The following is a 23,064-nucleotide window of genomic DNA, read 5'->3' on the forward strand; positions in this document are numbered from 1 at the left end:
ACGACCGGTTGCCGCCCTCCGTCACGATCGGACGCGTCGCCGGCCGTGTGACCGCGGGGGCCCAGGGAGGAGGTAGGACGCCGTGGGAGAACCGCGTGATCGTCCCGGCCACGGCCAGGCCCGGGAGCGGCCGACGTCCTACGCGACGGCACCGGGCGGGCACCGCGCGGGCGGCGCGGCGCACCTGGCCGGGGCGCTCGCCACTCCCGAGCGGCTGCGGGTTCTCGAACGGCTCGGCACGGTCGGCTCGCTGGCCAGGGAGACGTTCGACCGCTCGGCGCGGCTGGCCGCCCGCCTCCTGGACGTCCCGACCGTGCAGATCGCGTGCGTCGAGGCCGAGCGGCAGAGGCTGGCCACGTACATGGGGCTGCACCACCCCAGGGCGTCAGAGCGGGTCATGCCCCTGGAGTGGGGGTTCGCGCCCGTGGTGGTCGCGCGGGAGCGGCCCCTCGTGATCGGCGACCTCCGGCACCACCCGGCCCTCGCGAACAACCCCGTCGTCGTCCCCACCCGGATGCGCGCCTTCATCGGCGTCCCGTTGATCCTGCAAGGGCGGGTGGTGGGCGCCCTGTGCGCCGTGGACACCCGGCCGCGCAAGTGGAGCGTGGAGCACCTGCGCACGCTGGGCGAACTGGCCACCACGGCGATGTCGGAGATCCAACTGCACCTGGACTTCTCGGAGTCGGCGCGGCTGAACGAGCAGGCCGAGGCCACCCGGCGCCGCTCGCAGCAGCTCCAGGCCCTGGCCCAGGCCAGCATCGAGATCAACTCGGCGACCTCGCTGAAGGAGGCGCTGAGCACGGTCACGGAGAAGGCCCGCGACCTGATCGGCGCGCACCAGTCCACGTCGAGCCTGACCTCCGGCCAGAACTGGGCCCAGTTGATCTCGGCCAACTCGCTGTCGGACAAGTACGCCGCCTGGCGCGACTTCGACGCCCGCCCGACCGGCGAGGGCATCTACACCGAGGTGTGCCGGTACAACAAGCCGATGCGGATGCGGCAGGACGAACTCGAAGCGCACCCCGCCTGGCGCGGCTTCGGGCCGTACGCGAACAGCCACCCCCCGATGCGGGGCTGGCTGGCGGTGCCGCTGATCGCCTCCGACGGGCACAACCTGGGCCTGATCCAGGTCTCCGACAAGTACGAGGGCGAGTTCACCATCGACGACGAGGCGATCCTCACCCAGCTCGCCGAGCTGGCCTCGGCCTGCATCGAGAAGGCCGCCGCGCTTGACAAGCAGCGCGAGATCGCCCGGACCCTCCAGCGCAGCCTGCTGCCGCCCCACCTGCCGGACATCCCCGGCGTCGAGCTGGCCGCCCGCTACGACCCCGCCGACGACGACTCCCAGGTCGGGGGCGACTTCTACGACCTGTTCCAGGCGCGGGACGGCCGCTGGTGCGTCATCCTGGGCGACGTGTGCGGCAAGGACGCCGAGGCCGCCACGGTCACCGCGCTGATGCGCCACACGGCCAGGGCCGCGGCGATGACCGACCCCGACCCGGCCCACGTCGCCGAGCTGCTCAACCGGGCCGTGCTGGCCCACGGCACCGACCGCTTCTGCACCCTGGTCTACCTCACCCTGCTCCCCGAACCGGACAAGGCGCAGGTCGATCTGGTGGTGTGCGGCCACCCGCTGCCCCTGTGCGTGGACGCGGACGGCGCGGTGAGTGAGGTGGGGGAGCCCGGCATGCTGATCGGGGTGCTCGAGGAGCTGTCCCCGCGCCCCACCCGCTTCACCATGGGGCCCGGCGACACCCTGGTGCTGTTCACCGACGGTCTCACCGAGGCCCGCCGGCACGGCCCGATGTTCGGCGAGACCATGCTGCCGGCCCTGCTGGGACACGCCGCCCGCAGGCCGGTTCGCGAACTGGCCGACATCGTCGCCCGCGCCGCGCTGGACTACCAGGGCGGCCGGCTGAAGGACGACATCGCCACCCTGTTCCTGCGCGTCGGCCGGGACGACGGCGGCGGGTCACTGCGGTGACCGGGAGCCGGGCCGCGCCCGGCCGGGACGGCGGCGGGTCACGGCGGTGACTGGGGCAGCCGGGCCGCGCCCGGACGGGTGACGGGGGCAGACGGGGGCGGCACGACCGGCCCGATGTCGCCGTCGGGCGCCTCGTCCAGATCGACGATCACGGGCGCGTGGTCGCTCGGGCCGGTGCCCTTGCGCGCGTGCCTGTCCACCCACGCGGCCCGCACCCGCCCGGCCACCGGCGCGGCGGCCAGGACCAGATCGATGCGCATGCCGAGGTCGCGGTGGAACATGCCGGCGCGGTAGTCCCAGTAGGTGAACACCCGCGCGTCCGGCCAGCGGTCGCGTACGACGTCGCGCAGCCCGAGCGCCTGCAGCTCGGCCAGCGCCGCGCGCTCGGGCGGCGTGACGTGGGTCTGGCCGGCGTAGGCGGCGGGGTCGAAGACGTCGGCGTCGGACGGGGCGATGTTCATGTCGCCGCACACGACCACGTCCGGCGGCCCGGCCGCGACCACGTCGCGCAGCGCGGCCAGCCAGGCCAGCTTGTAGTGGTAGTGCTCCGAGCCGGGCACCCGCCCGTTCGGCACGTACACCGAGTGCACCCGCACGCCCCCGCACGTCGCCGCCACCGCGCGGGCCTCGGGCAGCGGGAACCCGGGCGCTCCGGCGAGCCCGGTCTCCACGTCCTCCAGGCCGACCCGCGACAGGATCGCCACCCCGTTCCACCGCGGCTCGCCGTGCAGGGCGGCTTCGTACCCGCGGCGGGCCAGCTCCCCGCCGAGCAGCTCGGTGAACGCGTCGTCGGCCAGCTTGGTCTCCTGGAGGCACACCACGTCGGGCCGCCGCTGGTCCAGCCACGGCAGCAGCCGCGGCACCCGCTGTTTGACGGAGTTCACGTTCCAGGTCGCCATCCGCACCCTGCCACAGTATCCGCCGATCACGCCGCGCTCCCTCAACGCTCGCCCGCGGCGTCCGCGGCGTCCACGACACAGATTGCCTGGATAACCTATAGAGATTGTGGGTATTGTGAGGGCGTGCGGAATCCACCGACCGTCGCGCTCGTGGGCGGGGGCGCCAGCGGGACTCTGAGCGCCGTCCACCTGCTGTCGTACGCGCACGCGCGCGGCGTGCCACTGAGTGTGACGATGATCGACCGGTACGGCCGCCACGGCATGGGGCAGGCGTACTCGACGACCGATCCCCATCACCTGCTCAACGCCTGCGCCGAGAAGATGAGCGCGATCGACGGCGACCCGGGGCACCTGCTGCGCTGGGCCGCCGGGCAGGGGCTGGGCGCGGACGGCTCGGCGTTCCTGCCGCGCGCGGCGTACGGGCGCTACCTGTGCCACGTGCTGGCCGAGGCCGAGCGCCGGGCGGCGCCCGGCGGGCGGGTGGCGCGGATGACCGGCACCGTACGCGCCCTCGCCCGCGCCCCCGGCGGGGGCTGGCGGGTCCGGCTCGCGGGCGGGGGCGGGTTCGACGCCGACGCCGTGGTGCTGGCCACCGGCAATCCCGCCCCGGCGGCGCGGCCGGAGCTGGCCGGCGCGGCCGGATACCGCTATGTCCCCGCCCCCTGGGAGCCGGGGGCGCTGATCGGCATCGACGACGGGTCGCCCGTGCTCGTCATCGGCACCGGCCTGACCATGGTGGACGTGGCGATCAGCGTCACCCGGGCGCACCCCGGCACCGTCGTGTACGCCGTGTCCCGGCACGGCCTGCTGCCCCGCCCGCACCCCTGCGACGCGCCGCCGCCCGTCGCGGTGCCCCTGCCCGAGGGGCCGCTGCGGCTGGCCGGCCTGCTGCGCGCCGTCCGCGCCGCCGTCGTACACAACGGCGGCGACTGGCACGGCGTGGTGGACGGCCTGCGCCCGCGCGTCCCGGAACTGTGGGCCCGGCTGTCCGGCGAGGACCGGCGCCGCTTCCTGGCCCTGGTGGCCCGCTACTGGGAGGTCCACCGGCACCGCCTGCCTCCCGCCACGGCCGCCCGGCTGGACGACCTGCTCGCCCAGGGGCGGCTGCGGCTGCTGCGCGGCCGGGTGACCGGCGCGGACGCGAGCCCCGCCGGGCTGACCGTCCGCGTCGCCGCCGGCGACGGGCCGCGCGAACTCGACGTCGGCTGGGTGGTCAACGGGACCGGGCCGGGCTCGCCCGCCGACCGCGACCCCCTGCTGGCCGGTCTGATCGCCGCGGGCGAGGCCAGGCCCGACCCGCTGGGGCTCGGCCTGGCCACGGCCGCGTCCGGCGCCCTCCTCGACGCCGCCGGACGGCCCCACGACCGGCTCTTCACCCTGGGGCCCACGCTGCGCGGCACCCTGTACGAGACCACCGCCATCCCGGAGATCCGGGCGCAGGCCGCCCGCCTGGCCCGGCGCCTGGTCGACTCGGTGGCCGCGGCCGGGCGTGCGGATACTGTGTTCGGGTGCCGAAGAGTCCCAAGCGCGAGCGTTACCACCACGGAGAGCTGAAGGAGGCCGTGCTCGACACGGCGATCGAGCTGATCGGCGAACGGGGCATGGCCGGGTTCTCCCTGGCCGAGGTGAGCCGCCGGCTCGGCGTGACCGTGGCCGCTCCCTACCGGCACTTCGCCGACCGTGACGAGGTGCTGGCCGGACTGGCCCTGCGCGCGGTGGACGAGTTGTCCGGCGTCCTGCGCGCGCAGGCGGCGGACTCGTTGCCGCCGCGGCACAGGCTCGCCGCCGCCGCCCGCGCCTTCGTGCGCTTCGCGGCCGAGCACCGCTCGCTGTATCAGGTGCTGGTCGCCTCGGGCCTGGACAAGTCGCGGCACGCCGAGCTGCGCGACGCGGGCGGCCGGATCGGCGCGGCCTTCCTCGACCCCGCCCTCGTGGTGTGCGGCGGCGACGCGCAGGCCGCGCAGCGGCTGGTCACCGCGGTCGTCGCCACCGCCCAAGGCTATGCGGGCATGCTCCTGGACGGCTCCTTCGGCCAGGACGGCCAGGCCGTCGAAGCCGCCGCCCTCCAGGCCGCCCACGCCGTCCTGGCCCTGGTGCTCGGCCGCGACGCCCTGACCGGCCCGGCCGCCGGATGAGCCCGGCGCGAGCGGCGCAGCCCTCAGATGTCGAGCCGGACCCGGTACTCCCGCAGCCATGAGTCGAGCTGCAGCAGGCGCTCCAGCGCGCTGCGGCAGGCCTGGCCGGTGCCGCCGCCGGGATGGTCGAGCATCGCCAGCACCTTGTCCTGGTCGATCAGCCGCGGGCACGGCGGGTCCTCGGCCCGTATCCGCGCGCGCGTCTCCTCGCGCAGGGCCAGGCCGTAGGACGGGTCCCGCGTGGTGGGGTAGGGGCTCTTGACCCGCTGCAGGACCGAGCCGGGCAGCAGGTCCGCGGCGGCGGCCCGCAGCAGGCTCTTCTCCCGCCCGTCGAAGGTCTTCATCGCCCAGGGCGTGTTGAAGACGTACTCCACCAGCCGGTGGTCACAGAACGGCACCCGGACCTCCAGCCCGTTGGCCATGCTCATCCGGTCCTTGCGGTCCAGCAGGATCTGCACGAACCGGGTCAGGTGCAGGTAGCCGATCTCCCGCATCCGCCGTTCCCGGCCGGTCTCCCCGGCCAGCACCGGCACCTCGGCGATGGCCTGGCGGTAGCTGCCGGCCCGGTAGCCGGGGATGTCCAGCATGTGCAGCACGTCGTCCCGGAACAGCCGCTCCACCGTGGTGTGCGGGGTCCCGGCGCTCAGCCAGGGGAACGTGCGCGCGGCCACCGCGTCGGGGTCGTGGAACCAGCGGTAGCCGCCGAACACCTCGTCGGCCGACTCGCCGGACAGCGCCACGGTGGAGTGCGCGCGGACCGCCCGGAACAGCAGGTACAGCGAGGTGTCCATGTCGCCGACGCCGATCGGCAGGTCGCGGGCCCGCAGCACCGCGGCCCGCACCGACCTGTCCAGCAGGTCCGCGGAGTCGAGCACGATGTCGGTGTGCTCGGCCTCCACGTGGCGGGCCAGGTCGTGCACGTACGGCGCGTCGGGCGTGGCGCGGTCGAGGTCGGGGGTGAAGTTCTCGGTGTAGCCGGTGAAGTCCACGGCGAAGGAGCGGACCGGGCCGCGGCCCTGGTCCTTCAGCTCCCTGGCGGCCAGGGCGGTGATCGTGCTGGAGTCCAGGCCCCCTGACAGCAGCGTGCACAGCGGCACGTCGCTGACGAGCTGGCGGGCGGTGATGTCCTCCAGCAGGCCGCGCACGGTCTTGACCGTGGACGCCACGTCGTCGGGGTGCTCGTGCGCCTCCAGCCGCCAGTAGCGCCGCTTGCGCATGCCCTCGGGGCTCACCCGGACGACCTGGCCGGGGCGCACCTCGTACATGCCGCGGAACACCCCGTGCTCCGGCGTCTTGACGAACGCCAGCAGCTCGCGCAGCCCGTCGGCGTCGAGCACGCGCTCGGCGAGCGGGTTGGCCAGGATCGCCTTGGGCTCGGAGCCGAACAGCACGCCGTGCGGCGTGGGGTAGTAGTACAGCGGCTTGATCCCCATGCGGTCGCGGACGAGGAGCAGGTCCTCGCGGGAGGTGTCCCAGATCGCGAAGGCGTACATGCCGTTCAGGTGCGCGGCCAGGTCCTCGCCCCACTCCAGGTACGCCCGCAGCACCACCTCGGTGTCGCTGCGCGTGCGGAACGCGTGCCCGCGCGCGGCCAGCTCCCGGCGCACCTCGCGGAAGTTGTACACCTCCCCGCTGTAGGTGAGCACCGCCGCCGGGCGCCCGTCCTGCTCGGCCGTCATCGGCTGCCGCCCGCCCGCGATGTCGATGATCGCGAGCCTGCGGTGGCCGATGGCGGCGTGCGGCGCCAGCCACAGCCCCTCGTCGTCGGGCCCCCGGCAGGCCATCGTCTCGACCATGGCCCGCACGATGTCCCCGGCGTCCCGCAGGTCCCGCTCGAAGTCCACCCAGCCGCAGATCCCGCACATGCCGCTACCCCCCGAAAGTCACTTCCTTTCCGATAGCTGCCCCGAACTGGGCAAAAGCGGCGTATTGTGACAAATCTCCTAGAGGTCGTGACCTGGGAATGACCGGGCACGGCCACCGGGCGGACGCGGGCCCCACCCGCCGGCACCTCGTGATCGGCGCCGGGCGGTGATCCCGCCCGGCCTTGGGGCAGGGGGCCGCGATGGGCTCCTCTGACCTGATCTTCGCGGTCGCCGGGGCGGGGGCGCTGCTGGCGGCGGTGGTGCCGGGCCTGGTGCACCGGCGGCCGTTCTCGCTGCCGCTGGCGTGCCTGCTGGGCGGGATGGCGCTGTACCTGCTGCCGCTGCCGCTGCCCGAGCCCGACCCCGTCGCGCAGCGCGCGCTGCTGGAACACGTCACCGAGGTGTGCGTGGTCGTGTCGCTGATGGGCGCGGGCCTGGCGATCAACCGGCCGCCCGGCCTGCACCGGTGGTCGTCCACCTGGCGGCTGCTGGGCGTCACGATGCCGCTGACCGTCGTGGCCGTGGCCGCGGTGGCGGTGACGCTGCTGGGATGGCCGCTCGCCGCCGCGCTGCTGCTGGGCGCGGTCCTCGCGCCGACCGACCCCGTGCTCGCCTCCGACGTCCAGGTGGGCGAGCCCGTGGACGCCGTGGACGCCGACGACGAGGTGCGCTTCTGCCTCACCTCCGAGGCCGGCCTGAACGACGGCCTGGCGTTCCCGGTCGTCTACGCGGCCATCGCGCTGGCCGCCGCCGGCGGGACCGCGTGGATCGGAGGGTGGGCGCTGGTGGACGTCGGCTACCGGATCGTCGCCGGAGTCCTGGCCGGGGTGCTGGTCGGCGCGCTGCTCGGCCGGATGTTCTTCCGCGCCAGGACCTGGCCCCTGCGCCTGGCCGAGCACCAGGACGGCTTCGTCGCGCTGGCCGCGACCTTCCTGGCGTACGGGGCGGCCGAGCTCGTCCAGGGGTACGGGTTCATCGCCGTGTTCATCACCGCCTGCGCCATCAGGAACGCCGAGCGCACCCACGGCTACAACGGCGTGCTGCACGGCTTCATCGAGCAGGTCGAACGGCTGCTGACCGCCTGGCTGCTCCTGCTGCTCGGCGGGTACGTCGCCGCGGGCGGCCTGGCCGCGCTGACCTGGCGCGGCGCCCTGGCCGGGCTGCTGCTCCTGCTGGTCATCCGGCCGCTCACCGGCCGGCTCGCCCTGCTCCGCGGCCGGGCGGAGCCCAGGGAGCGGGCGGTGGCGGCGTTCTTCGGCATCCGCGGCATCGGCTCGCTGTACTACCTCGCCTTCGCGCTCGGCATGGCCGACTTCGGTGTGCCCGCGCGGGAGCTGTGGGCGGTGGTGGCGTTCACCGTACTGGTGTCCGTCGTGCTGCACGGCGTCACCGCCACTCCGGTCATGTCCCGGCTGGACCGCCTGCGCGGCATCTCCGGCCCGCCCGCGTCCCCGTCCTGACCCCGCCTACCGGACGGGGGCGAGCAGCCCGCGCGACCGCAGCACGGCCGCGGCGCCCTCGGCGAACCAGTACGCCTCCTCCAGGTGCGGCTGGCCGGAGAGGATGAAGTGGTCCAGGCCCAGCTCGTGGTACTCCTGGATGCGGTCGGCGACCTCCTCGTGGCTGCCCACCAGCGCGGTGCCCGCGCCGCCCCGCACCAGGCCGTAGCCCGCCCACAGGTTCGGCGAGATCTCCAGCTTGGTACGGTCGCCGCCGTGCAGCGCCGCCATCCGCCGCTGGCCGACCGACTCGCTGCTCGCGAACGTCGCCTGGACGGCGGCGATGCGGTCGGGGGAGATCCGCGACAGCAGCCGCTCCGCCTCGGCCCACGCCTGCCCGGAGGTGTCCCTGCTGATGACGTGCAGCCGGATGCCGAAGCTCAGCCGGCGTCCCTCGGCCTCGGCCAGCTCGCGCATCCGGCCCAGGCGCGCGGCGATCTGCTCGGGCGGCTCGCCCCAGGCGAGGTAGGTGTCCGCCTGCCGGGCCGCGACCCGCTCCGCCGCCGGGCTGGCGCCGCCGAAGAAGATCTCCGGACGTCCCCACGGGGCGGTGTCCACGGCCGCGTCCTCGATGTGGAAGTGCTCGCCCTTGAACTCGAACCTCTCGCCCCGGGCGAGGTCGGTGACGCCGCGCAGCACCGCCAGGAACTCCTCGGTGCGGGAGTAGCGCCGGTCGTGGTCCAGGTGGTCGCCGAACCGCCGTTGCTCGGCCGAGTCGCCGCCGGTCACGACGTTGAGCAGGAGCCTGCCGCCCGACACGCGCTGGAACGTCGCGGCCTGGTGCGCGGCGAGCGTGGGCGACAGCAGGCCCGGCCGGAAGGCCACCAGGAACTTCAGCCGCTTGGTGACCTGCGTGAGCGCGGCCGTGGTGATCCAGGCGTCCTCGCACCACAGGCCGGTGGGCGTCAGCACGGCCTCGTAGCCGAGCTGCTCGGCGGAACGGGCGATCTGCCCGAGATAGTCGATGTCCGGCCGCCGGAACCCGGACGCGACGGCGGCCAGCGTGTGCTCCGACCCGTCTCCGGAGCCGACGATGTCGCGGTTGTCGCCGTTGGTGGGCAGATACCAGTGAACGCGCAGCGCCATGCCGCCGGGGTCCTTTCGTCGCGATGAGCGATTAAAGTCTATCCCGGTAGGTTGAGTTGGGAATACCGTGCGCCGCAGCTCGCCGGGCCCGGACGGCACCAGATGTCGTGCACCCCCGCGGGCGGACGCTCGCCGGGGCGCCACGGGCGCGGGCTCCCCGGTGGATCGGCCGCCCGCCACTCCCACCCGCGCAGGGCGCGCTGCACGTGGTGCTGATCCCGGCGCGGCACCAGGACGTCGATGTCGTCATGGCCGCGAAAGGCCCGCCCGGCGGCGAGCTCGGCGGCGTACCCGCCCGCGACCCAGCACGGACAGGGCACCACCGAGAACGGCCGCGCCACCTCGGCGACCCGCGCCGGCTCCCAGCGCCCGCCCTCCTCACATGATCCTCACGAAAGACGCCTGCCGGGCCCGCCGAAGATCTGAGGGTACTCCTCGCGGACCGGCGGGTCCGTGCCTTCACGAGCGTGCCTTCACGAGGGGCGCGGTGCGTCCGGGCCGAGCCGCGGGCGGGCGCGGCAGGTCGGCGGGGGGGCAGTGGACCTCGTGCCCGCCGCCGAGGTTCGGGCACGGGCCCGCCCCCTCCGGCGCGTTGGGGCGGGCGGCGCGGGCAGGGGCTCGGGCGGCGACGTCAGCGGGGGCGGGGGAAGGGGAGGGCGGCCTCGCGGACGAGTTCGGTGGCGCGGGCGGTGGAGGAGGCGGCCAGGCCGGCGTCGCCGAGGCGGCGGGCCAGGTCGGCGTGTTTGAGCCAGTTGAACGGGCTGGAGGGGCGCACGGAGGTCCGCTCGCTGATCAGCAGGCGGGCCAGGTCCAGGCGTCCGGCGCGCAGCGCCGACTCCAGCAGCGTCTTCTGCACGGCGTCGCGCTGGGCGTGGCTGCCGCCGAACTCGTGCACGCGATGCCTGATCGGGTGCAGGAGCTCGACGACCCGCTCGTGGTCGCCCCGGCCGTACGCCACCAGGGCGCGGCACACCGGCAGGCCCACGCGGACGGTCATCGCGTGGTTGGTCACCGCGGGCCGCTCCCACTCGGCGTACGTCTCGCGGCTCCTGATCAGCGCCTCGGCGTCGGCGATCCGCCCGGCGCCGACGTAGGCCATGACCGCGTGCGCGTCGTTGAAGGCGGAGAACGGCTCGGCGGTCTTGGCCGCCCACGCGTCCGCCAGCGCCCGCCAGCGCGCGGTCTGGTCGTGGCCGTCCAGGTACATCCGCCACAGCAGCGCGGAGGCGTCCACCAGTTCCAGGGCGCTCTCGGAGGTGTCCGGGCCGTGCAGGACCGCGTCGTAGATCTCCAGGGCGCGGCCGGTGGCGCCGGCCTCCAGGGCGTACAGGGCGTAGTGCCACCAGGTGTGCACGTTGAAGAAGGTGCCGGTGGCCCAGTCGTCCCGCCGCTCGTCGAGCAGGCGTACGCCGTCGCCGAAGCGGCCCTGCATCTCGTAGGTGTGCGCGACGGCGTGGATCGCCCACACGTCGCGCGGGTTCAGCTCGACCGCGCGCAGACCGGTCTCCTCCGAGCGGTCGTAGTGGCCGGCCTCCTCCAGGCCGAAGGCGTACATCCCCAGGATGTGGCCGTAGTGGCGGTCCTCATCCTCGTGCCAGGCCGACAGGGCGCCGCCGATGCGGTCGCGCAGCATGCGGGCGTCGCCGGTGAGGAAGTCGATCTGGTGGCCGGCCGCCAGCGCCAGCGCGTCGCGGGGATGCTCCGCCACGATCTGCGCGAGCAGCCGCCCCGCGCCCAGAAGGTCGCCGTTGAGCAGGACCTGCGCGGCCGCCACGTGGGCGCGCTCGCGGGGCGGCAGCGCCCGCTCGTCCACCCGGGTGCGGAAGGCGGCGAAGCGGCGCCGCTCCCGCCGGGTGTCGTCGGGTTCGGTGGCCAGCACGGCGAGGTAGGCCGCCAGGACGTTGCCCATCGGCCAGTCGGGGTCCTCCGCGAGGACCGACCTGGACTCGGCGGCGACCTCCGGCCGGAAGTTCAGCAGGTCGTCCACCGCCTGGTCGAAGTGCTTCAGCGCCGCGTCGCTGGTGGCGCCGACCGCGAGTCCGTGCTCGTCGCCGGCCATCGTCGTCCCGTCCTTCCGGCTGCCTCAGGGGTGGGAGCGCCAATATAGCTATAAGTAAGTAGGAAATACATCGATTTGGCCACGGCGAGTCGGCGCCGTGAGCGTCGCCGGCCGGCCGGAAAGGACCCGAGGATGAGCGAGCACGTGCGCTGGGCGGTGAACCTGCCCCTGCCCGGCCTGGCCCTGCGGGAGCACCGCCGGATCGTCGAGGCGCTGCCCGGCATGGGCTACGACGACGTGTGGACGGGGGAGGGCGGCGGCATCGACGCCTTCACCCCGCTGGCCGCCGCCGCGGCCTGGCAGCCTCGGCTCGGGCTGGGCACCGGCGTGGTCCCGGTGCTCACCCGGGGGCCGGGCGTCCTCGCCCAGACCGCCGCGTCACTCGCGGACCTGGCCGGGAACTCCGGCTCCGGCCGCGTCCTGCTGGGCATCGGCACCTCGGTGCCCGCGCACGTCACGGCGCTCAACGGGGTCGCCTTCGACCGGCCGGTGGCCCGCGTGCGCGACACGCTGCGCTTCCTGACCGCCGCGCTGCGCGGCGAGCCCGTGGACGCCGAGTACGAGACGTTCACGGTCCGCGGCTTCCAGATGCCCGCGACCGGCGTCAAGGTGGTGCTCGGCGCGCTGCGCCCGCGCATGGTCCGCCTGGCCCTGGACGAGGGCGACGGCTTCGTCACCAACCTGCTCACCCCCGCCGACCTGGCGCGGGTCCTGGCCGAGGCCGGGCCCGTGCCGGAGGGCAGGGAGATCGTCGCCAAGGTCTTCGTCTGCCCCACCGAGGACGTCGCGTACGCCCGCCGCGCCGGCCGGGCGTTCCTCGGCTGGATCCTGAACCAGCCGCCCTACCGGGCCTTCCACGACCGGCTGGGCAGGGGCGGCGTCCTGGCGCGGTCGCGGGAGCTGTTCGACGCCGGCGACCGGCGGGCGGCGGGCGAGGCGCTGCCGGACGGCCTGGTGGACGACCTGTGGCTGAGCGGCCCGGTGCCCGAGCTGCGCGACAGGATCGCCCGGTACGCCCAGCCGGGCGTGACCTCCGTGCTGATCTACGTGGCGCCCACGCCCGGCCTGCTCTCCGGGGCCGACGACCTCGCGACGGTCCTGGCCGGGCTCCGCCCGTGAGATCGGCCGGGACCGGCCGCTTGACGGGCCCGCGGTGGGCGTGCGAATGTGCGGAATGCGCTTTCCGAAGCGGGGGGAGGAATCACCGTGAGCACGTCGAGGGTGGCCGCATGACGTTTCCGGGAGGCACGTCCGTCAGCCGGTTGTCGGTCTACACCGGGATGTGCCCCGACGGGCTGGAGGGCGGCACGCCGCATCTGCACACCGCCTCCACCGAGGCGTACGTGGTCGTCGGCGGACGGGGGGAACTGCACAGCGCCGGGCCGCACGGCGTGCGGGAGACCCCGCTGGTTCCCGGCTCCACCGTCTGGTTCACGCCGGGCACCATCCACCGGGCCGTCAACCTCGGCGGGCTGGAGGTGCTGGTGATCATGCAGAACGCCGGGCTGCCCGAGGCCGGGGACGCGGTGATGACCTTCCCGCCGGAGGTCGTCGCCGATCCCGGGCGTTACCGGGAGGCCGCCGCCCTGCCCATCGGCGCCCCGGAGGAGGAGGTCGAGGCGGCCGTGGCGCGGCGGCGCGAACTGGCCGTCGAGGGGTACCTGCGGATCGCCGCCGCGCTGCGGGCGGGCGACACCGAGCCGCTGCGCCGGTTCTACCGGCACGCGGTCGCGCTGGTGCGGCCGAAGGTGGCGGCGTGGCGGGAGATCTGGGAGGGGAGCGTCGCCCGGCAGGCGCGCGAGACCGCCCAGGTGCTCGACGCGCTGGAACGCGGCGACGAGGGGCATCTCCTGCGGGCCTCGCTGATGGAGAGCCCGCCCGAGCCGCGGTGGGGCATGTGCGGCCGCCTGCGGGCGCACGACGTCGCCCATCCGGTCGTCCTCGCCCCCGGCGCCGCCGACGGGGTGGCATAGCATGAGGGAAAGGCTGCCAGGGGGTCTGCCAGGGGGTTAGGTCAGCGGCGCCCGCCGCGCCGGCTGGCCGGCAGCCGCTCCCGGCGGCGGGGGCCGCGCCGCGATCACCCGCGCCGCCGTGAGCGGCGAGGGGGGCGACATGCACTTCGACGTGATCGTGGAGACGCCGGGAGGCTCGCGCAACAAGTACGAGATGGACTTCCGGGCGGGGCGCATCCGGCTCGACCGGCTGCTGTTCACCGCGACCGTCTACCCCTACGACTACGGCTTCGTGCCCGGCACGCTGGCCGAGGACGACGACCGGCTCGACGCCCTGGTCCTCGGCGAGGAGCCGACCTTTCCGGGGTGCGTGATCGAGGTCCGTCCGGTCGCGGTCTTCTGGATGGAGGACGAGCGCCGGCCCGACGCGAAGGTGCTGTGCGTGCCGGCCCACGACGTACGCTTCTCCGAGATCCGCGATCTCCTCGACGTCGACTGGCACGTGCTCGCCGAGATCGGCCACTTCTTCGAGGTCTACCAGGACCTCGAACCGGAGAAGAGCACCAGCACCCGCGGCTGGGAGTACCGGTCGGTGGCCGAGAAGGCCGTGGACGAGGCCGTGCGGCGCTTCCGCGCGAGCGTCGCCGACCAGTGGCTGATCGGCGCCGGCGGGGTGGTGCTGTAGCTCACGCGGAGCGGGTGGCGAGCGCCAGGTAGCGCTCCTCGCCGTCGTCGTAGCGGGTCAGGGTCCATCCGGCGGCGCGCAGCAGCGGGCGCAGGTTGGGCTCGGCGCGTACGTCCTGCGGGGTCAGGGCGCGGCCCTGCCGTGCGGCCAGCGCCGCCCGGCCCACCGGGTGGAACAGCGCGAGCCGCCCGCCCGCGACGGTGACCCGCGCCAGCTCGGCCAGCACCCCGGCGGGGTCGGCCACGTGGGAGATCAGCCCGGCGGCGAAGACGGCGTCGGCCACGGCGGCGGACAGCGGCAGGCGGGCCACGTCGGCGATCACCAGGTGCCCGTACGCGGCCCGGCCCCGCTCGCGGGCGGCCCGGATCATCTCGGGGGTGAGGTCGGCGCCGATGACGAGTCCGCCGGGCCCGACCGCTTCACGCAGCGGCGGGAACGCCCGCCCGGTGCCGCACCCGGCGTCCAGCACCACGTCACCGGGCTTCAGCCCCAGCTCGGCCACGGCCGCGGCGAAGGCCGGGCCGTCGTCGGGGAACTTCTCCTCCCACCCCGCCGCGCGCTCGGCGAAGAACCGCCGGGTGCGCTCGGCCCGCGAACCGCTCTCGTCGTCGTCCGGCTCCACAGCGCCCATTATGGCCGGTGAGCGCGGGAGCCGCCGGACGTGCGGGGAGAAGCGGCGTCCTATTGCCTCCACCAGGCGCGATGTTCCCGGTTATGCCGTGCAAATATGCTGTGGCACCCGTGATATGGGAACAGTGTGGAATTTACGGCCAGATTACCGGGAAATGGTGGAAGTAAAGGGGAGGCGGTGGTAGGCAATACCGTAGCGCAGTGGTGCTATAGTACACGCAGTCTATAACGACCCCGTGGAGGTGCCTCGATAATGGCGAAGCAAGTCAGGGAACTCCTGATCGACGACATCGATGGCAGTGAGGCGGCCTACAGCACGAAGTTCGGCTTGGATGGTGTCGCCTACGAGATTGACCTGTCGGAGGAGAACGAGGAGAAGCTGCGCAAGGCGCTGGCGCCCTTCATCAACGCGGCGCGCCCGGTGAAGCGGGAGCGGCAGGGGCGTGGGCGGCGCGGCGGCGCCGGTGGTGGCGCGATGAGCCGTGACCGGGCCAAGGAGATTCGCCGCTGGGCCAAGGCCCAGGGACTTCCGGTCAGCGAGCGCGGCCGGATCGCTTCTTCCGTGGTGGAACAGTACGAGGCGTCGCACTAGAGAGATCGGAAGTCCCCACGGGTTGAAGTTTTGATTGTCCTCGCGCACGCCTTACCCGCCCCCATTGCGGGCGCCGGTGTAATGCGGGTCGCAACGGGTGCGGGCGGGCTTGGCGGAAAAGCGCAGCGGGCCCCGGCGCGGCCGGGCGCGGCAATAGCCGGGAACCGGGGGTTTTCGGTGACGGCCGGTTCGCGCCGGAGTGCCGCTCGCGAAGGTAAACGGTAAGGGAGCCGCGGGTGCGGCGCCGGCTCCGGGCCGCCGCGCGCCATGGAGCGAGCAGGGTATACCGCCCTGCGCCGCACCCGGGACCGTCAGCGGCCGGCGAAGCGCAGCGCGTCGGAGAGGTTCCGGCGGGCGTCGGCGGGCAGCAGGTAGCCGGCCTTGACGTTGGCCGCGTCGGCCTCGGCGACGGCGGCGACGTAGCGGGCGCGGCTCGGATACAGCGCGTCGAGCCGCGCCTGGTCGAACGGGATGTGCGCGCCGAACAGCCGGCAGAAGGTCTCGCCGGAGTTGTCGCCGTCGTTCAGCGCGATGGGCACCTGCACCTGCGATGGCCGGATCCCGCCGAGGGCCAGGCCCAGCGCGTCGCGGGCCTTCGTGCCGTCCGGGTTGAACCGCAGCCCCGGCGCGACCGGCGGGGCGACGCCGTGCTCGGCCCAGCGGGCCAGGTGGACGTACGCGGCGGCGATCATGTGGTGCAGCGGCGCGCGGCTGAACGGCGGCCGGGCGCACGCGTACGTGGGCGCCGCGCCCAGGTCGCGGGTCAGGAGCGGGGCCCGGTACTCCTGGCCGTGCCAGCCGGAGTGGGCCGTCCCCGCGACCTCCCAGCGGCGGAACCGGTCGGTGTCCGGCGGCCGGACCGGTGTGCGTACGTCGGTCTCGGAGAGCACCTGGAACACCGGCTCGGTCCCGGCGCGTGCGGGGGCCGGGCCCACGATGGCGGCATAGGCGTCGAAGACCCGCTCGACCTGCGGGAGCACGGCGTCGTACATGACGGTCAGCCGGCCCGCCGACTGCGAAGCGCCGATCGCGAGCACCGTACGGGGGCGCAGCCGGCCCAGGACGCCGCCGCGGGCGCGGATCGCCCGGCCCGCCTGGGAGAAGACGGAGTAGGACAGCTCGTCGGCGGTGAAGCGCCCGCCACCGGTCACGTCGAGGCCGCCGTAACGGGCAGGGCTCCACCCGCGGAGCTGATCGACGCCCACACGCTGCGCCGACACCCCGACCCACGCGTATCCGGCGCGGGTGATCTGCTCGGTGCTCCACAGCGCGTCAAGGTCGTACCCGGCCGTCACGTTCTGCCACTCGGTCAGCACGACGCCGTTGAACCTGTCCGGGTGCGCCGGGCGGCGGACGATCACCCTGGTCCGGTACGGCACGCCGGTGGCGAGCAGTTGCCCGGTGGCGCTGTAGGCGTCGGCCTGGCCCGACAGGACGAACTCCTGCTCGACGTAGCCGAGGGAGGCCAGGCCGGCGTCCGTGGCCAGCCACGGGTAGGTGCCGGCCACGTCCGGCGCCTTGGGGTCGCCGGGCAGCGCGCCCGGGATCGGCCCCTCGACCAGCGGGACCGGGACGGGCCGCGGCTCGGCCGCCGTGCCCGGCGGGGAGGCCGCGGTGGGCGACGGCGCGGCGTGGACGGGCCATGCGGGCGCCAGCGCGGCCATGACCACCACCCCCGCGATCACCAGCCGTGCCGATCCGGAACGGGGCAGCGAACGCATAATGAGGACCTCCGTGACGGGCCGTGCGGGGCGCATCGGCCGTTACCCGGATCATTTACAAAAGCCTGACGACCGGCATCGGTACTATCACCGGTCGTGCTGGCGGCCCATTGCCGCCCTCTGACGCCTTTTGCGAATGTCGCGGTCACCGACCCGACTCCAGGAGGCTTCATGAAGCTCAGGCAGCTCATCCGGCGCGTCATCGCGGCGGGGGCCGGGATCGTGCTGGCAGGCGCGCTCCTGACGGTGCCGGCCGCCCCGGCGCACGCCGCCCCCGGAGGCTCCGGACCCTATCCGGCCGACTACGAGACCACCCTCCGCCTGCCCGGCCACACCGTCTACCGGCCCGCGGTCCTGCCCACCGGCGTGCTGCTGCCCATCGTCGCGTGGGGCAACGGCGCCTGCCGGGCCGACGGCACCATGTTCGAGAACTTCCTCAAGGAACTCGCCTCCCACGGCTTCCTGGTCATCGCCAGCGGCCGGCCGGGCGGCACCGGGAGAACCGACGCGGACATGCTGACCGAGGCCATCGACTGGGCCATCGCGGAGAACGGCCGCCTCGGCAGCAGGTACCGCGGCAGGATCGACACCGCCGAGATCGCGGTGATGGGCCAGTCGTGCGGCGGGCTGGAGGCGTACGAGGCGTCGGCCGACCCGCGCGTCACCACCACCGGCATCTGGAACAGCGGCATGCTCAGCGACCTGGACAACCACCGGCTCGCCCGCCTGCACGCGCCGATCGGGTACTTCGTCGGCGGTCCGAGCGACATCGCCTACGAGAACGCCATGGACGACTGGAACCGCCTGCCCGCCGGCCTGCCCGCCTTCATGGGCAACCTGGACGTCGGCCACTTCGGCACCTACGGCCAGTCCAACGGCGGCGAGTTCGGCCGGGTCGGCGCGGCCTGGCTGAAGTGGCAGCTCAAGGGCGACCCCGCCGCCAGGGCGATGTTCGTCGGCCAGAACTGCGGGCTGTGCTCGGGCCCGTGGCAGATCATGCGCAAGAACCTCACCTGACGCGGCGCCGGACCCGTGACCGGGACGGCGGTCACGGGCCCGGGTGCGGCGCCGGTGACGGCGTCATGAGGTCCGGGCCGTGCGCCAGAAGGCGCTCGCGTACGGCCGCCGCGGCCGGGTGGGCGCCCCCGGCGCGCGTGGCCAGGAACAGGGTGTTGATCGGCGGGAGCTCCGGCCGGTGCAGCAGGTGGAGCCGGCCGTCGGCCAGTTCGGTGGCGCACAGGTAGACCGGCAGGACGGTGATCCCGGCGCCCGCCGTCACGGCGGCGAGAACCCCGCGCAGGTCGGGGACGACCACGGCGGGCTGCCGGGTCAGCCGGGTGTCGAACACGGTGCGCCAGTAGCGGCGCAGGATCGGCAGGTTCTCCGCGTACGCGACCAGCGGGGCGCGATCGACGTCGCGGAAGGTCCACCCGGGCGCGGCGACCAGGGCGAACTCCTCATCGCCGAGCGGCTCGACGCGCAGGCCGCGGCGGCGCGGCCGGACGCTGGAGATGACCAGATCGAGGCTGCCGTCGGCGAGCGCCGTCAGCAGGCCGTCGGGCAGCCCGAGCGTCACGCGCAGGTGCAGGCCCCGCGAGACGAGCGGGGCGAGGCAGGGCAGCACCCGGGCGCACACCAGCTCGGCGGGGCCCCCGAGGTGGACGGCGCGGCCGAAGGTCTCGGCGGGGCCGCTGAGGTCGCCGAGGACCAGCTCCTCCAGCGCGTCCAGGGCGTGGCCGACCCGGGCGGCGAGCTGGTCGGCGGCGGGGGTCGGCGCCATGCCGCGCGGCACCCGCTCGAACAGCGGCCGGCCGAGGTCGCGTTCGAGGCTCTTGACGTGCGCGGTGACGGTCGGCTGCGACAGGCCCAGCAGTTCGGCGGCGCGCGAGACCGACCCGGAGCGGTGCACCGCCAGGAAGGTCCGCAGCAGGTCGAAGGAGATGCCCCGCATACCCTTCCTTGTATCAGAAATCCGATACCAGGTGCCGCATTCCGCTATTGGATTCCGATGGACGCCCGGAGCCAGTATGAGGGGAGCCAACGATCGTGACGTCCACGAAGGAGAGCGCACCCTCATGCCCAAGCGCGTCCTCATCGCCTTGACCAGCCACTCCGTCCTCGGCTCCACCGGCCGCCCGACCGGGTTCTACGTCTCCGAGGCGGCCGTGCCCTGGGAGGTCTTCACCGAGGCCGGGATCGAGGTGGGCCTGGTCAGCGTCGCCGGAGGCCGCCCGCCGCAGGACGGCGAGGACCCCGGCGACCCGGTCCAGGCCCGCTTCCTGGCCGACGAGCGGATCGCCGCCCAGCTCGCCGACACCCCCGCCGCCGGCGCCGTGGACCCGGCACCCTACGACGCCATACTGTTCGCCGGGGGCCACGGCACCATGTGGGACTTCCCCGGCGACCCCGGCCTGGCGGCGCTGGGCCGCGGCATCTACGAGAGCGGCGGCATCGTCGCGGCCGTCTGCCACGGCCCGGCCGCCCTGGTCGGCCTGACTCTCTCCGACGGCTCCCACCTCGTCGCGGGCAAGAAGGTCGCCGCCTTCACCAACGCCGAGGAGGAGGCCGTCGGCCTGGCCGGGGTCGTCCCGTTCCTGCTGGCCGACCGGCTCATCGAGCAGGGCGCGGTGCACGTCCCCGCCGACGACTTCACCGCGCACACCATCGCCGACGGCCGCCTGATCACCGGCCAGAACCCCGCCTCGGCGCGCGGCGTCGCCGAGCGGGTCGTCTCCGCCCTGCTCTGAGGCGGGCCCCCAGGGGCGAGCGCGGGATCTCAGGCCGCGACGGGTGGGCTGACCGGCCGTCTCCGGCGAGGTTCCCGAGGGCTTGTGCCGGATAGAGGGCCGATGAGCACCACATCCCTATCCGCCCATGAGGAGCGGCGATGTCCATCACGCTGGCACTGGCCGGCGACACCATGCTCGGACGCGGCGTCGCCGACCGGCTGGAGCGGACCGCCGACCCGGCCGCGTACTTCGACGACGGGGTGCGCGCCGCGCTCGCCGGAGCCGACCTGGTCCTGCTCAACCTGGAATGTTGCATCTCCACCCGGGGCTCCAGGTGGGAGCCGCGGCGCAAGGCGTTCCACTTTCGCGCGCCGCCGCAGGCCGCCCGGATGCTGGCCGGCATCGGCGTGGACTGCGTCACCCTGGCCAACAACCACGCCCTGGACTACGGGCCCGAGGCGCTGATCGACACCCGCGAGCACCTGACCGCGGCGGGCGTGCACGCCGTGGGCGCCGGCTCCTGCCTCGCCGAGGCGGCCGAGCCGGTCGTGCTGACGGCCGGCGGCCTGAGCGTCGCGGTCCTGGGCGTCACCGACCACCCGCCGGACTTCGCCGCCGCCCGGGACCGCCCCGGAGTGGCGTACGTGCCGCTGGCCGAAGGGGTGCCCGGCGGGCTCGTGGACGCCGTCGGCGCCCTGCGCGACCGCGCCGACCTGGTGCTCGTCCTGGTCCACTGGGGGCCCAACATGACCACCGAGCCCCTGCCGTACGTGCGCCGCGCGGCCGAGTCGGTACGCGCCGCGGGCGCCTCGCTGGTGGCCGGGCACTCCGCGCACGTCTTCCACGGCGTGGAGGGCGCCGTCCTGTACGACCTGGGCGACTTCATCGACGACTACATGGTCGATCCCGAGCTGCGCAACGACCTGGGGCTGATCTTCCTGGTCACCGTGGACGAAAGGGGACCGGCGCTGCTGGAGGCGATCCCCATCGCCCTGGACTTCTGCCGCACCCGCCTGGCCGGCCCGGAGGAGTCCGCGTGGATCCGCGACCGCTTCACCACCGCCTGTGCCCGCTTCGGCACCGATGTGCGCACCCGCGCCGGCCATCTCACCGCCGACCTCAGATGACCGCGCCGAAAACCAGGTGACGGTCCTCGCCGCACCCCGGACAATCACCGATCATGGGCGCGAAGCGGGCACGAGACGGACTGAGCCGGGCGTACCGGACGGGCGGCCGCCCGATCCGGGTCGGGCGGTCGATCGCCGGGGCCGACGAGATCGACGCATACGTCGTGGGCGTCGGCCGCAAGTGGGCGCTGCTGCACGTCGTCTCCGGCGACATGCGCCTCGACGGATACGCGGCCGTCCGGCTGCGCCACGTCGAGCGGGCGTCGAGCGCCGGCTGGAAGGGGTCGGCGGTCGCGCACCGTGCGCTGGGGCTGCGCGGGGAGCGCCCGGCGCGGGTGCCGGGGCTCGACCTCGACACGACCGCCGGCCTGATCGGCACCATGGCCGCCGCGTTCGGGCTGATCGGGGTGTACGTCGAGGAGGCCGACCCCGGCGTCTGCTACGTGGGCGTGCCCCGGGGGATCACCCGGGGCAAGCGGCTGCGGCTGCAGGAGATCGACAGCGGAGCCGAATGGGACCGCGCCTGCACCACCACCAGGCTGGCCGAGATCACCCGGCTGGACGCCGGGGGCGGGTACCTGGACGCGCTGGCCGCCGTCGGGGGGCCCGCCCCGGCGTGGCGGGTCAGCGGGCGGTGAGCGAGCAGGTGTTCTCGACGTCTCCGGTGGCGGGGCGCGGGAGGGTCGTGCTCGGGGGCGGCGGGGTGCCGGTGGCGAGCCATGACTCCAGGGCGGTGAAGGCGTCGCGGAAGCAGGGCAGCAGCGGGCGGATGCGGGCGGGGTGGGCGGCGTACAGGGAGTCCACGTGGGTGCCGCCCTCCACGCGGTAGTAGCGGAACAGGCGCTCGCGGTGGGCCGCCTTGACCATGCCGGCGTAGAAGTCGGAGGTCTCGCTGATCGGCAGCAGGGTGTCCAGCGTGCCGTGCAGGGTCACCAGGGGCCGCTTGATCTTCCCGGTCAGCGAGATCCGCGCCACCGCCCGGTACACCGACGCGGGCCGGGAGGCGTAGTCGTAGTCGGCGTCGCAGGCCGGGGTGCCCGGCGTACAGAACGGCGTGCCCGCCTCGGTGTCACCGTCCCAGCCGGGGTCCAGCTCCTCGCGGTAGACGCGCTGGGTGAAGTCCCAGTAGGCGCGGTAGTGGTAGTCCCACAGGAACGACGTCTCCGGCGCGAAGCCCGCCGCGGCCATCCCGGCCGTGTCGCCCGCCGGGTACGCGCGCAGCGCGGGCGGCAGGAAGGTGAGCAGGTTGGGGCCGCGGGCGGTCCACAGCGTGCCCTCCCAGTCCACCCCGCCGTCGAACAGGTCGGGGCGGTTCTCCAGTTGCCAGCGCACCAGGTAGCCGCCGTTGGACTGGCCGGCCGCGATCGTGGTGCGCACCGGGCGGCCGTACCGCTGCCTGGCGGTGGCCTCGGCGGCGACGGCGAGCTGGCTGACGCGGCGGTGCCACTCCGCTATCGCGTCGCCGGGCCGGGCCCCGTCGCGGTAGAAGGCGGCGCCGGTGTTGCCCTTGTCGGTCGCCGCGTACGCGTAGCCGCGCGCGAGCGCCCAGTCGGAGATCGTGAAGTCGTTGGCGTACGTCTCGCGGGTGCCGGGTGACCCGGCCACGACCAGGCCGCCGTTCCACCGCTCGGGCAGCCGGATCACGAACTGCGAGTCGTGGTTCCAGCCGTGGTTGGTGTTGCCGGTGGAGGTGTCGGGGAAGTAGCCGTCGATCTGGACGCCCGGCACGCCGCTCGGGTTGACGGCCCCCGCCGAGCTGAGCCCCGCCCAGTCGGCCTGGTCGGTGTGACCGGAGGCCAGGGTGCCGGCCGTGGTCAGGTCGTCCAGGCAGGCGGTCACCTGGTGTTCGGCGCCGGGGACGGTGAGGTGCGGGCAGGCGGACGCGGCGGTGGCCGTGCCCGGGGCGGTCAGCGCGCCGGCGGCCAGGACGGCGCTCACGAGGACGGACGCGGCGAGCCCGCGCGGGGGACGGGGCATGGGTGCTCCTTCGGATCGCGGTCCAGCGCAGGCTAGAACGCCGGTGATCCCGCCGACATGTCGCCGGAACACACTCTTGACCGCCGCGTCATGGTCATCGGGATCGCCTGTCGGGGCGGCCGAA

The 23,064-nt window shown here is 74.4% G+C and carries 21 protein-coding genes; 12 read left to right on the forward strand and 9 right to left on the reverse strand.

The window, feature by feature from the left end; all coding sequences use genetic code 11:
* The first annotated feature begins 82 nt into the window (after positions 1-82).
* Positions 83-1,984, forward strand: a complete 1,902-nt coding sequence (locus tag HNP84_RS15515) for a GAF domain-containing SpoIIE family protein phosphatase (protein WP_185050414.1) — start codon at positions 83-85, stop codon at positions 1,982-1,984.
* Between the two features lie 38 nt (positions 1,985-2,022).
* On the opposite strand, the gene HNP84_RS15520 is transcribed toward HNP84_RS15515, so the two are convergent.
* Positions 2,023-2,883, reverse strand: a complete 861-nt coding sequence (locus HNP84_RS15520) for an exodeoxyribonuclease III (protein ID WP_185050734.1) — start codon at positions 2,881-2,883, stop codon at positions 2,023-2,025.
* 123 nt (positions 2,884-3,006) lie between these two features.
* Between HNP84_RS15520 and HNP84_RS15525 the strand changes: the two genes are divergently transcribed.
* Both HNP84_RS15525 and HNP84_RS15530 read left to right on the forward strand, forming a co-directional pair.
* Entirely contained in the window at positions 3,007-4,437 is a 1,431-nt protein-coding gene (locus HNP84_RS15525) for an FAD/NAD(P)-binding protein (RefSeq protein ID WP_185050415.1), read from the forward strand.
* Positions 4,392-5,018, forward strand: coding sequence for a TetR/AcrR family transcriptional regulator (locus tag HNP84_RS15530; protein ID WP_185050416.1), 627 nt, complete (start codon positions 4,392-4,394; stop codon positions 5,016-5,018). Before HNP84_RS15525 ends, HNP84_RS15530 begins: the two co-directional genes overlap by 46 nt.
* A gap of 23 nt (positions 5,019-5,041) precedes the next feature.
* On the opposite strand, the gene asnB is transcribed toward HNP84_RS15530, so the two are convergent.
* Positions 5,042-6,883 carry an asparagine synthase (glutamine-hydrolyzing) gene (gene asnB, locus HNP84_RS15535; protein WP_185050417.1) on the reverse strand — a complete coding sequence of 614 codons (1,842 nt, stop codon included), beginning with the start codon at positions 6,881-6,883 and terminating at the stop codon, positions 5,042-5,044.
* A gap of 200 nt (positions 6,884-7,083) precedes the next feature.
* On the opposite strand from asnB, the gene HNP84_RS15540 reads away from it, so the two are divergent.
* Entirely contained in the window at positions 7,084-8,343 is a 1,260-nt protein-coding gene (locus HNP84_RS15540; protein WP_185050418.1) for a cation:proton antiporter, read from the forward strand.
* Between the two features lie 6 nt (positions 8,344-8,349).
* Here HNP84_RS15540 and HNP84_RS15545 read toward each other — a convergent pair whose 3' ends face one another.
* The 3 genes from HNP84_RS15545 to HNP84_RS15550 all read right to left on the reverse strand — a co-directional run bounded on the left by HNP84_RS15545 (position 8,350) and on the right by HNP84_RS15550 (position 11,527).
* Entirely contained in the window at positions 8,350-9,468 is a 1,119-nt protein-coding gene (locus tag HNP84_RS15545; RefSeq protein WP_185050419.1) for an LLM class flavin-dependent oxidoreductase, read from the reverse strand.
* Between the two features lie 38 nt (positions 9,469-9,506).
* Positions 9,507-9,809, reverse strand: coding sequence for a nucleotidyltransferase domain-containing protein (locus HNP84_RS56700; protein ID WP_376771885.1), 303 nt, complete (start codon positions 9,807-9,809; stop codon positions 9,507-9,509).
* Between the two features lie 290 nt (positions 9,810-10,099).
* Positions 10,100-11,527: a tetratricopeptide repeat protein gene (locus HNP84_RS15550; RefSeq protein ID WP_185050420.1), complete on the reverse strand. Its 1,428-nt coding sequence runs from the start codon at positions 11,525-11,527 to the stop codon at positions 10,100-10,102.
* A gap of 132 nt (positions 11,528-11,659) precedes the next feature.
* Here HNP84_RS15550 and HNP84_RS15555 point away from each other — a divergent pair, with 132 nt between their 5' ends.
* The 3 genes from HNP84_RS15555 (at position 11,660) to HNP84_RS15565 (ending at position 14,164) form a co-directional block, all read left to right on the forward strand.
* Entirely contained in the window at positions 11,660-12,646 is a 987-nt protein-coding gene (locus tag HNP84_RS15555) for an LLM class F420-dependent oxidoreductase (protein ID WP_185050421.1), read from the forward strand.
* A gap of 110 nt (positions 12,647-12,756) precedes the next feature.
* A complete protein-coding gene (locus HNP84_RS15560; protein ID WP_185050422.1) occupies positions 12,757-13,500 on the forward strand; it encodes a cupin domain-containing protein in 744 nt (247 codons plus the stop codon).
* Between the two features lie 139 nt (positions 13,501-13,639).
* Positions 13,640-14,164 carry an inorganic diphosphatase gene (locus HNP84_RS15565; RefSeq protein WP_185050735.1) on the forward strand — a complete coding sequence of 175 codons (525 nt, stop codon included), beginning with the start codon at positions 13,640-13,642 and terminating at the stop codon, positions 14,162-14,164.
* 1 nt (position 14,165) lies between these two features.
* On the opposite strand, the gene HNP84_RS15570 is transcribed toward HNP84_RS15565, so the two are convergent.
* Positions 14,166-14,786, reverse strand: coding sequence for a class I SAM-dependent methyltransferase (locus HNP84_RS15570; protein ID WP_221336313.1), 621 nt, complete (start codon positions 14,784-14,786; stop codon positions 14,166-14,168).
* A 261-nt stretch (positions 14,787-15,047) separates the two neighbouring features.
* On the opposite strand from HNP84_RS15570, the gene HNP84_RS15575 reads away from it, so the two are divergent.
* A complete protein-coding gene (locus HNP84_RS15575) occupies positions 15,048-15,386 on the forward strand; it encodes a histone-like nucleoid-structuring protein Lsr2 (protein WP_185050424.1) in 339 nt (112 codons plus the stop codon).
* A 311-nt stretch (positions 15,387-15,697) separates the two neighbouring features.
* Here the strand turns inward: HNP84_RS15575 and HNP84_RS15580 are convergent, their stop codons facing one another.
* Positions 15,698-17,107, reverse strand: coding sequence for an alpha/beta hydrolase domain-containing protein (locus HNP84_RS15580; RefSeq protein ID WP_246518198.1), 1,410 nt, complete (start codon positions 17,105-17,107; stop codon positions 15,698-15,700).
* 171 nt (positions 17,108-17,278) lie between these two features.
* Here HNP84_RS15580 and HNP84_RS15585 point away from each other — a divergent pair, with 171 nt between their 5' ends.
* Positions 17,279-18,124 (forward strand): poly(ethylene terephthalate) hydrolase family protein, encoded by an 846-nt coding sequence (locus HNP84_RS15585; RefSeq protein ID WP_185050425.1) that lies wholly within the window; start codon positions 17,279-17,281, stop codon positions 18,122-18,124.
* A 31-nt stretch (positions 18,125-18,155) separates the two neighbouring features.
* On the opposite strand, the gene HNP84_RS15590 is transcribed toward HNP84_RS15585, so the two are convergent.
* Positions 18,156-19,058: a LysR family transcriptional regulator gene (locus HNP84_RS15590; protein ID WP_185050426.1), complete on the reverse strand. Its 903-nt coding sequence runs from the start codon at positions 19,056-19,058 to the stop codon at positions 18,156-18,158.
* A 124-nt stretch (positions 19,059-19,182) separates the two neighbouring features.
* Here HNP84_RS15590 and HNP84_RS15595 point away from each other — a divergent pair, with 124 nt between their 5' ends.
* The 3 genes from HNP84_RS15595 (at position 19,183) to HNP84_RS15605 (ending at position 21,601) form a co-directional block, all read left to right on the forward strand.
* The gene (locus HNP84_RS15595; protein WP_185050427.1) at positions 19,183-19,854 is read left to right on the forward strand and encodes a type 1 glutamine amidotransferase domain-containing protein; all 672 of its coding nucleotides are present in this window, start codon (positions 19,183-19,185) and stop codon (positions 19,852-19,854) included.
* A gap of 140 nt (positions 19,855-19,994) precedes the next feature.
* On the forward strand, positions 19,995-20,963 hold the full coding sequence (locus HNP84_RS15600; RefSeq protein ID WP_185050428.1) for a CapA family protein: 969 nt from the start codon (positions 19,995-19,997) through the stop codon (positions 20,961-20,963).
* A 53-nt stretch (positions 20,964-21,016) separates the two neighbouring features.
* The gene (locus tag HNP84_RS15605) at positions 21,017-21,601 is read left to right on the forward strand and encodes a hypothetical protein (protein ID WP_185050429.1); all 585 of its coding nucleotides are present in this window, start codon (positions 21,017-21,019) and stop codon (positions 21,599-21,601) included.
* Here HNP84_RS15605 and HNP84_RS15610 read toward each other — a convergent pair.
* On the reverse strand, positions 21,588-22,940 hold the full coding sequence (locus HNP84_RS15610) for a 3-hydroxybutyrate oligomer hydrolase family protein (protein WP_185050430.1): 1,353 nt from the start codon (positions 22,938-22,940) through the stop codon (positions 21,588-21,590). The two genes, HNP84_RS15605 and HNP84_RS15610, sit on opposite strands and share 14 nt — an antisense overlap.
* Positions 22,941-23,064 lie beyond the last annotated feature (124 nt).

This window comes from Thermocatellispora tengchongensis (assembly GCF_014202315.1).
GTDB lineage: Bacteria > Actinomycetota > Actinomycetes > Streptosporangiales > Streptosporangiaceae > Thermocatellispora > Thermocatellispora tengchongensis.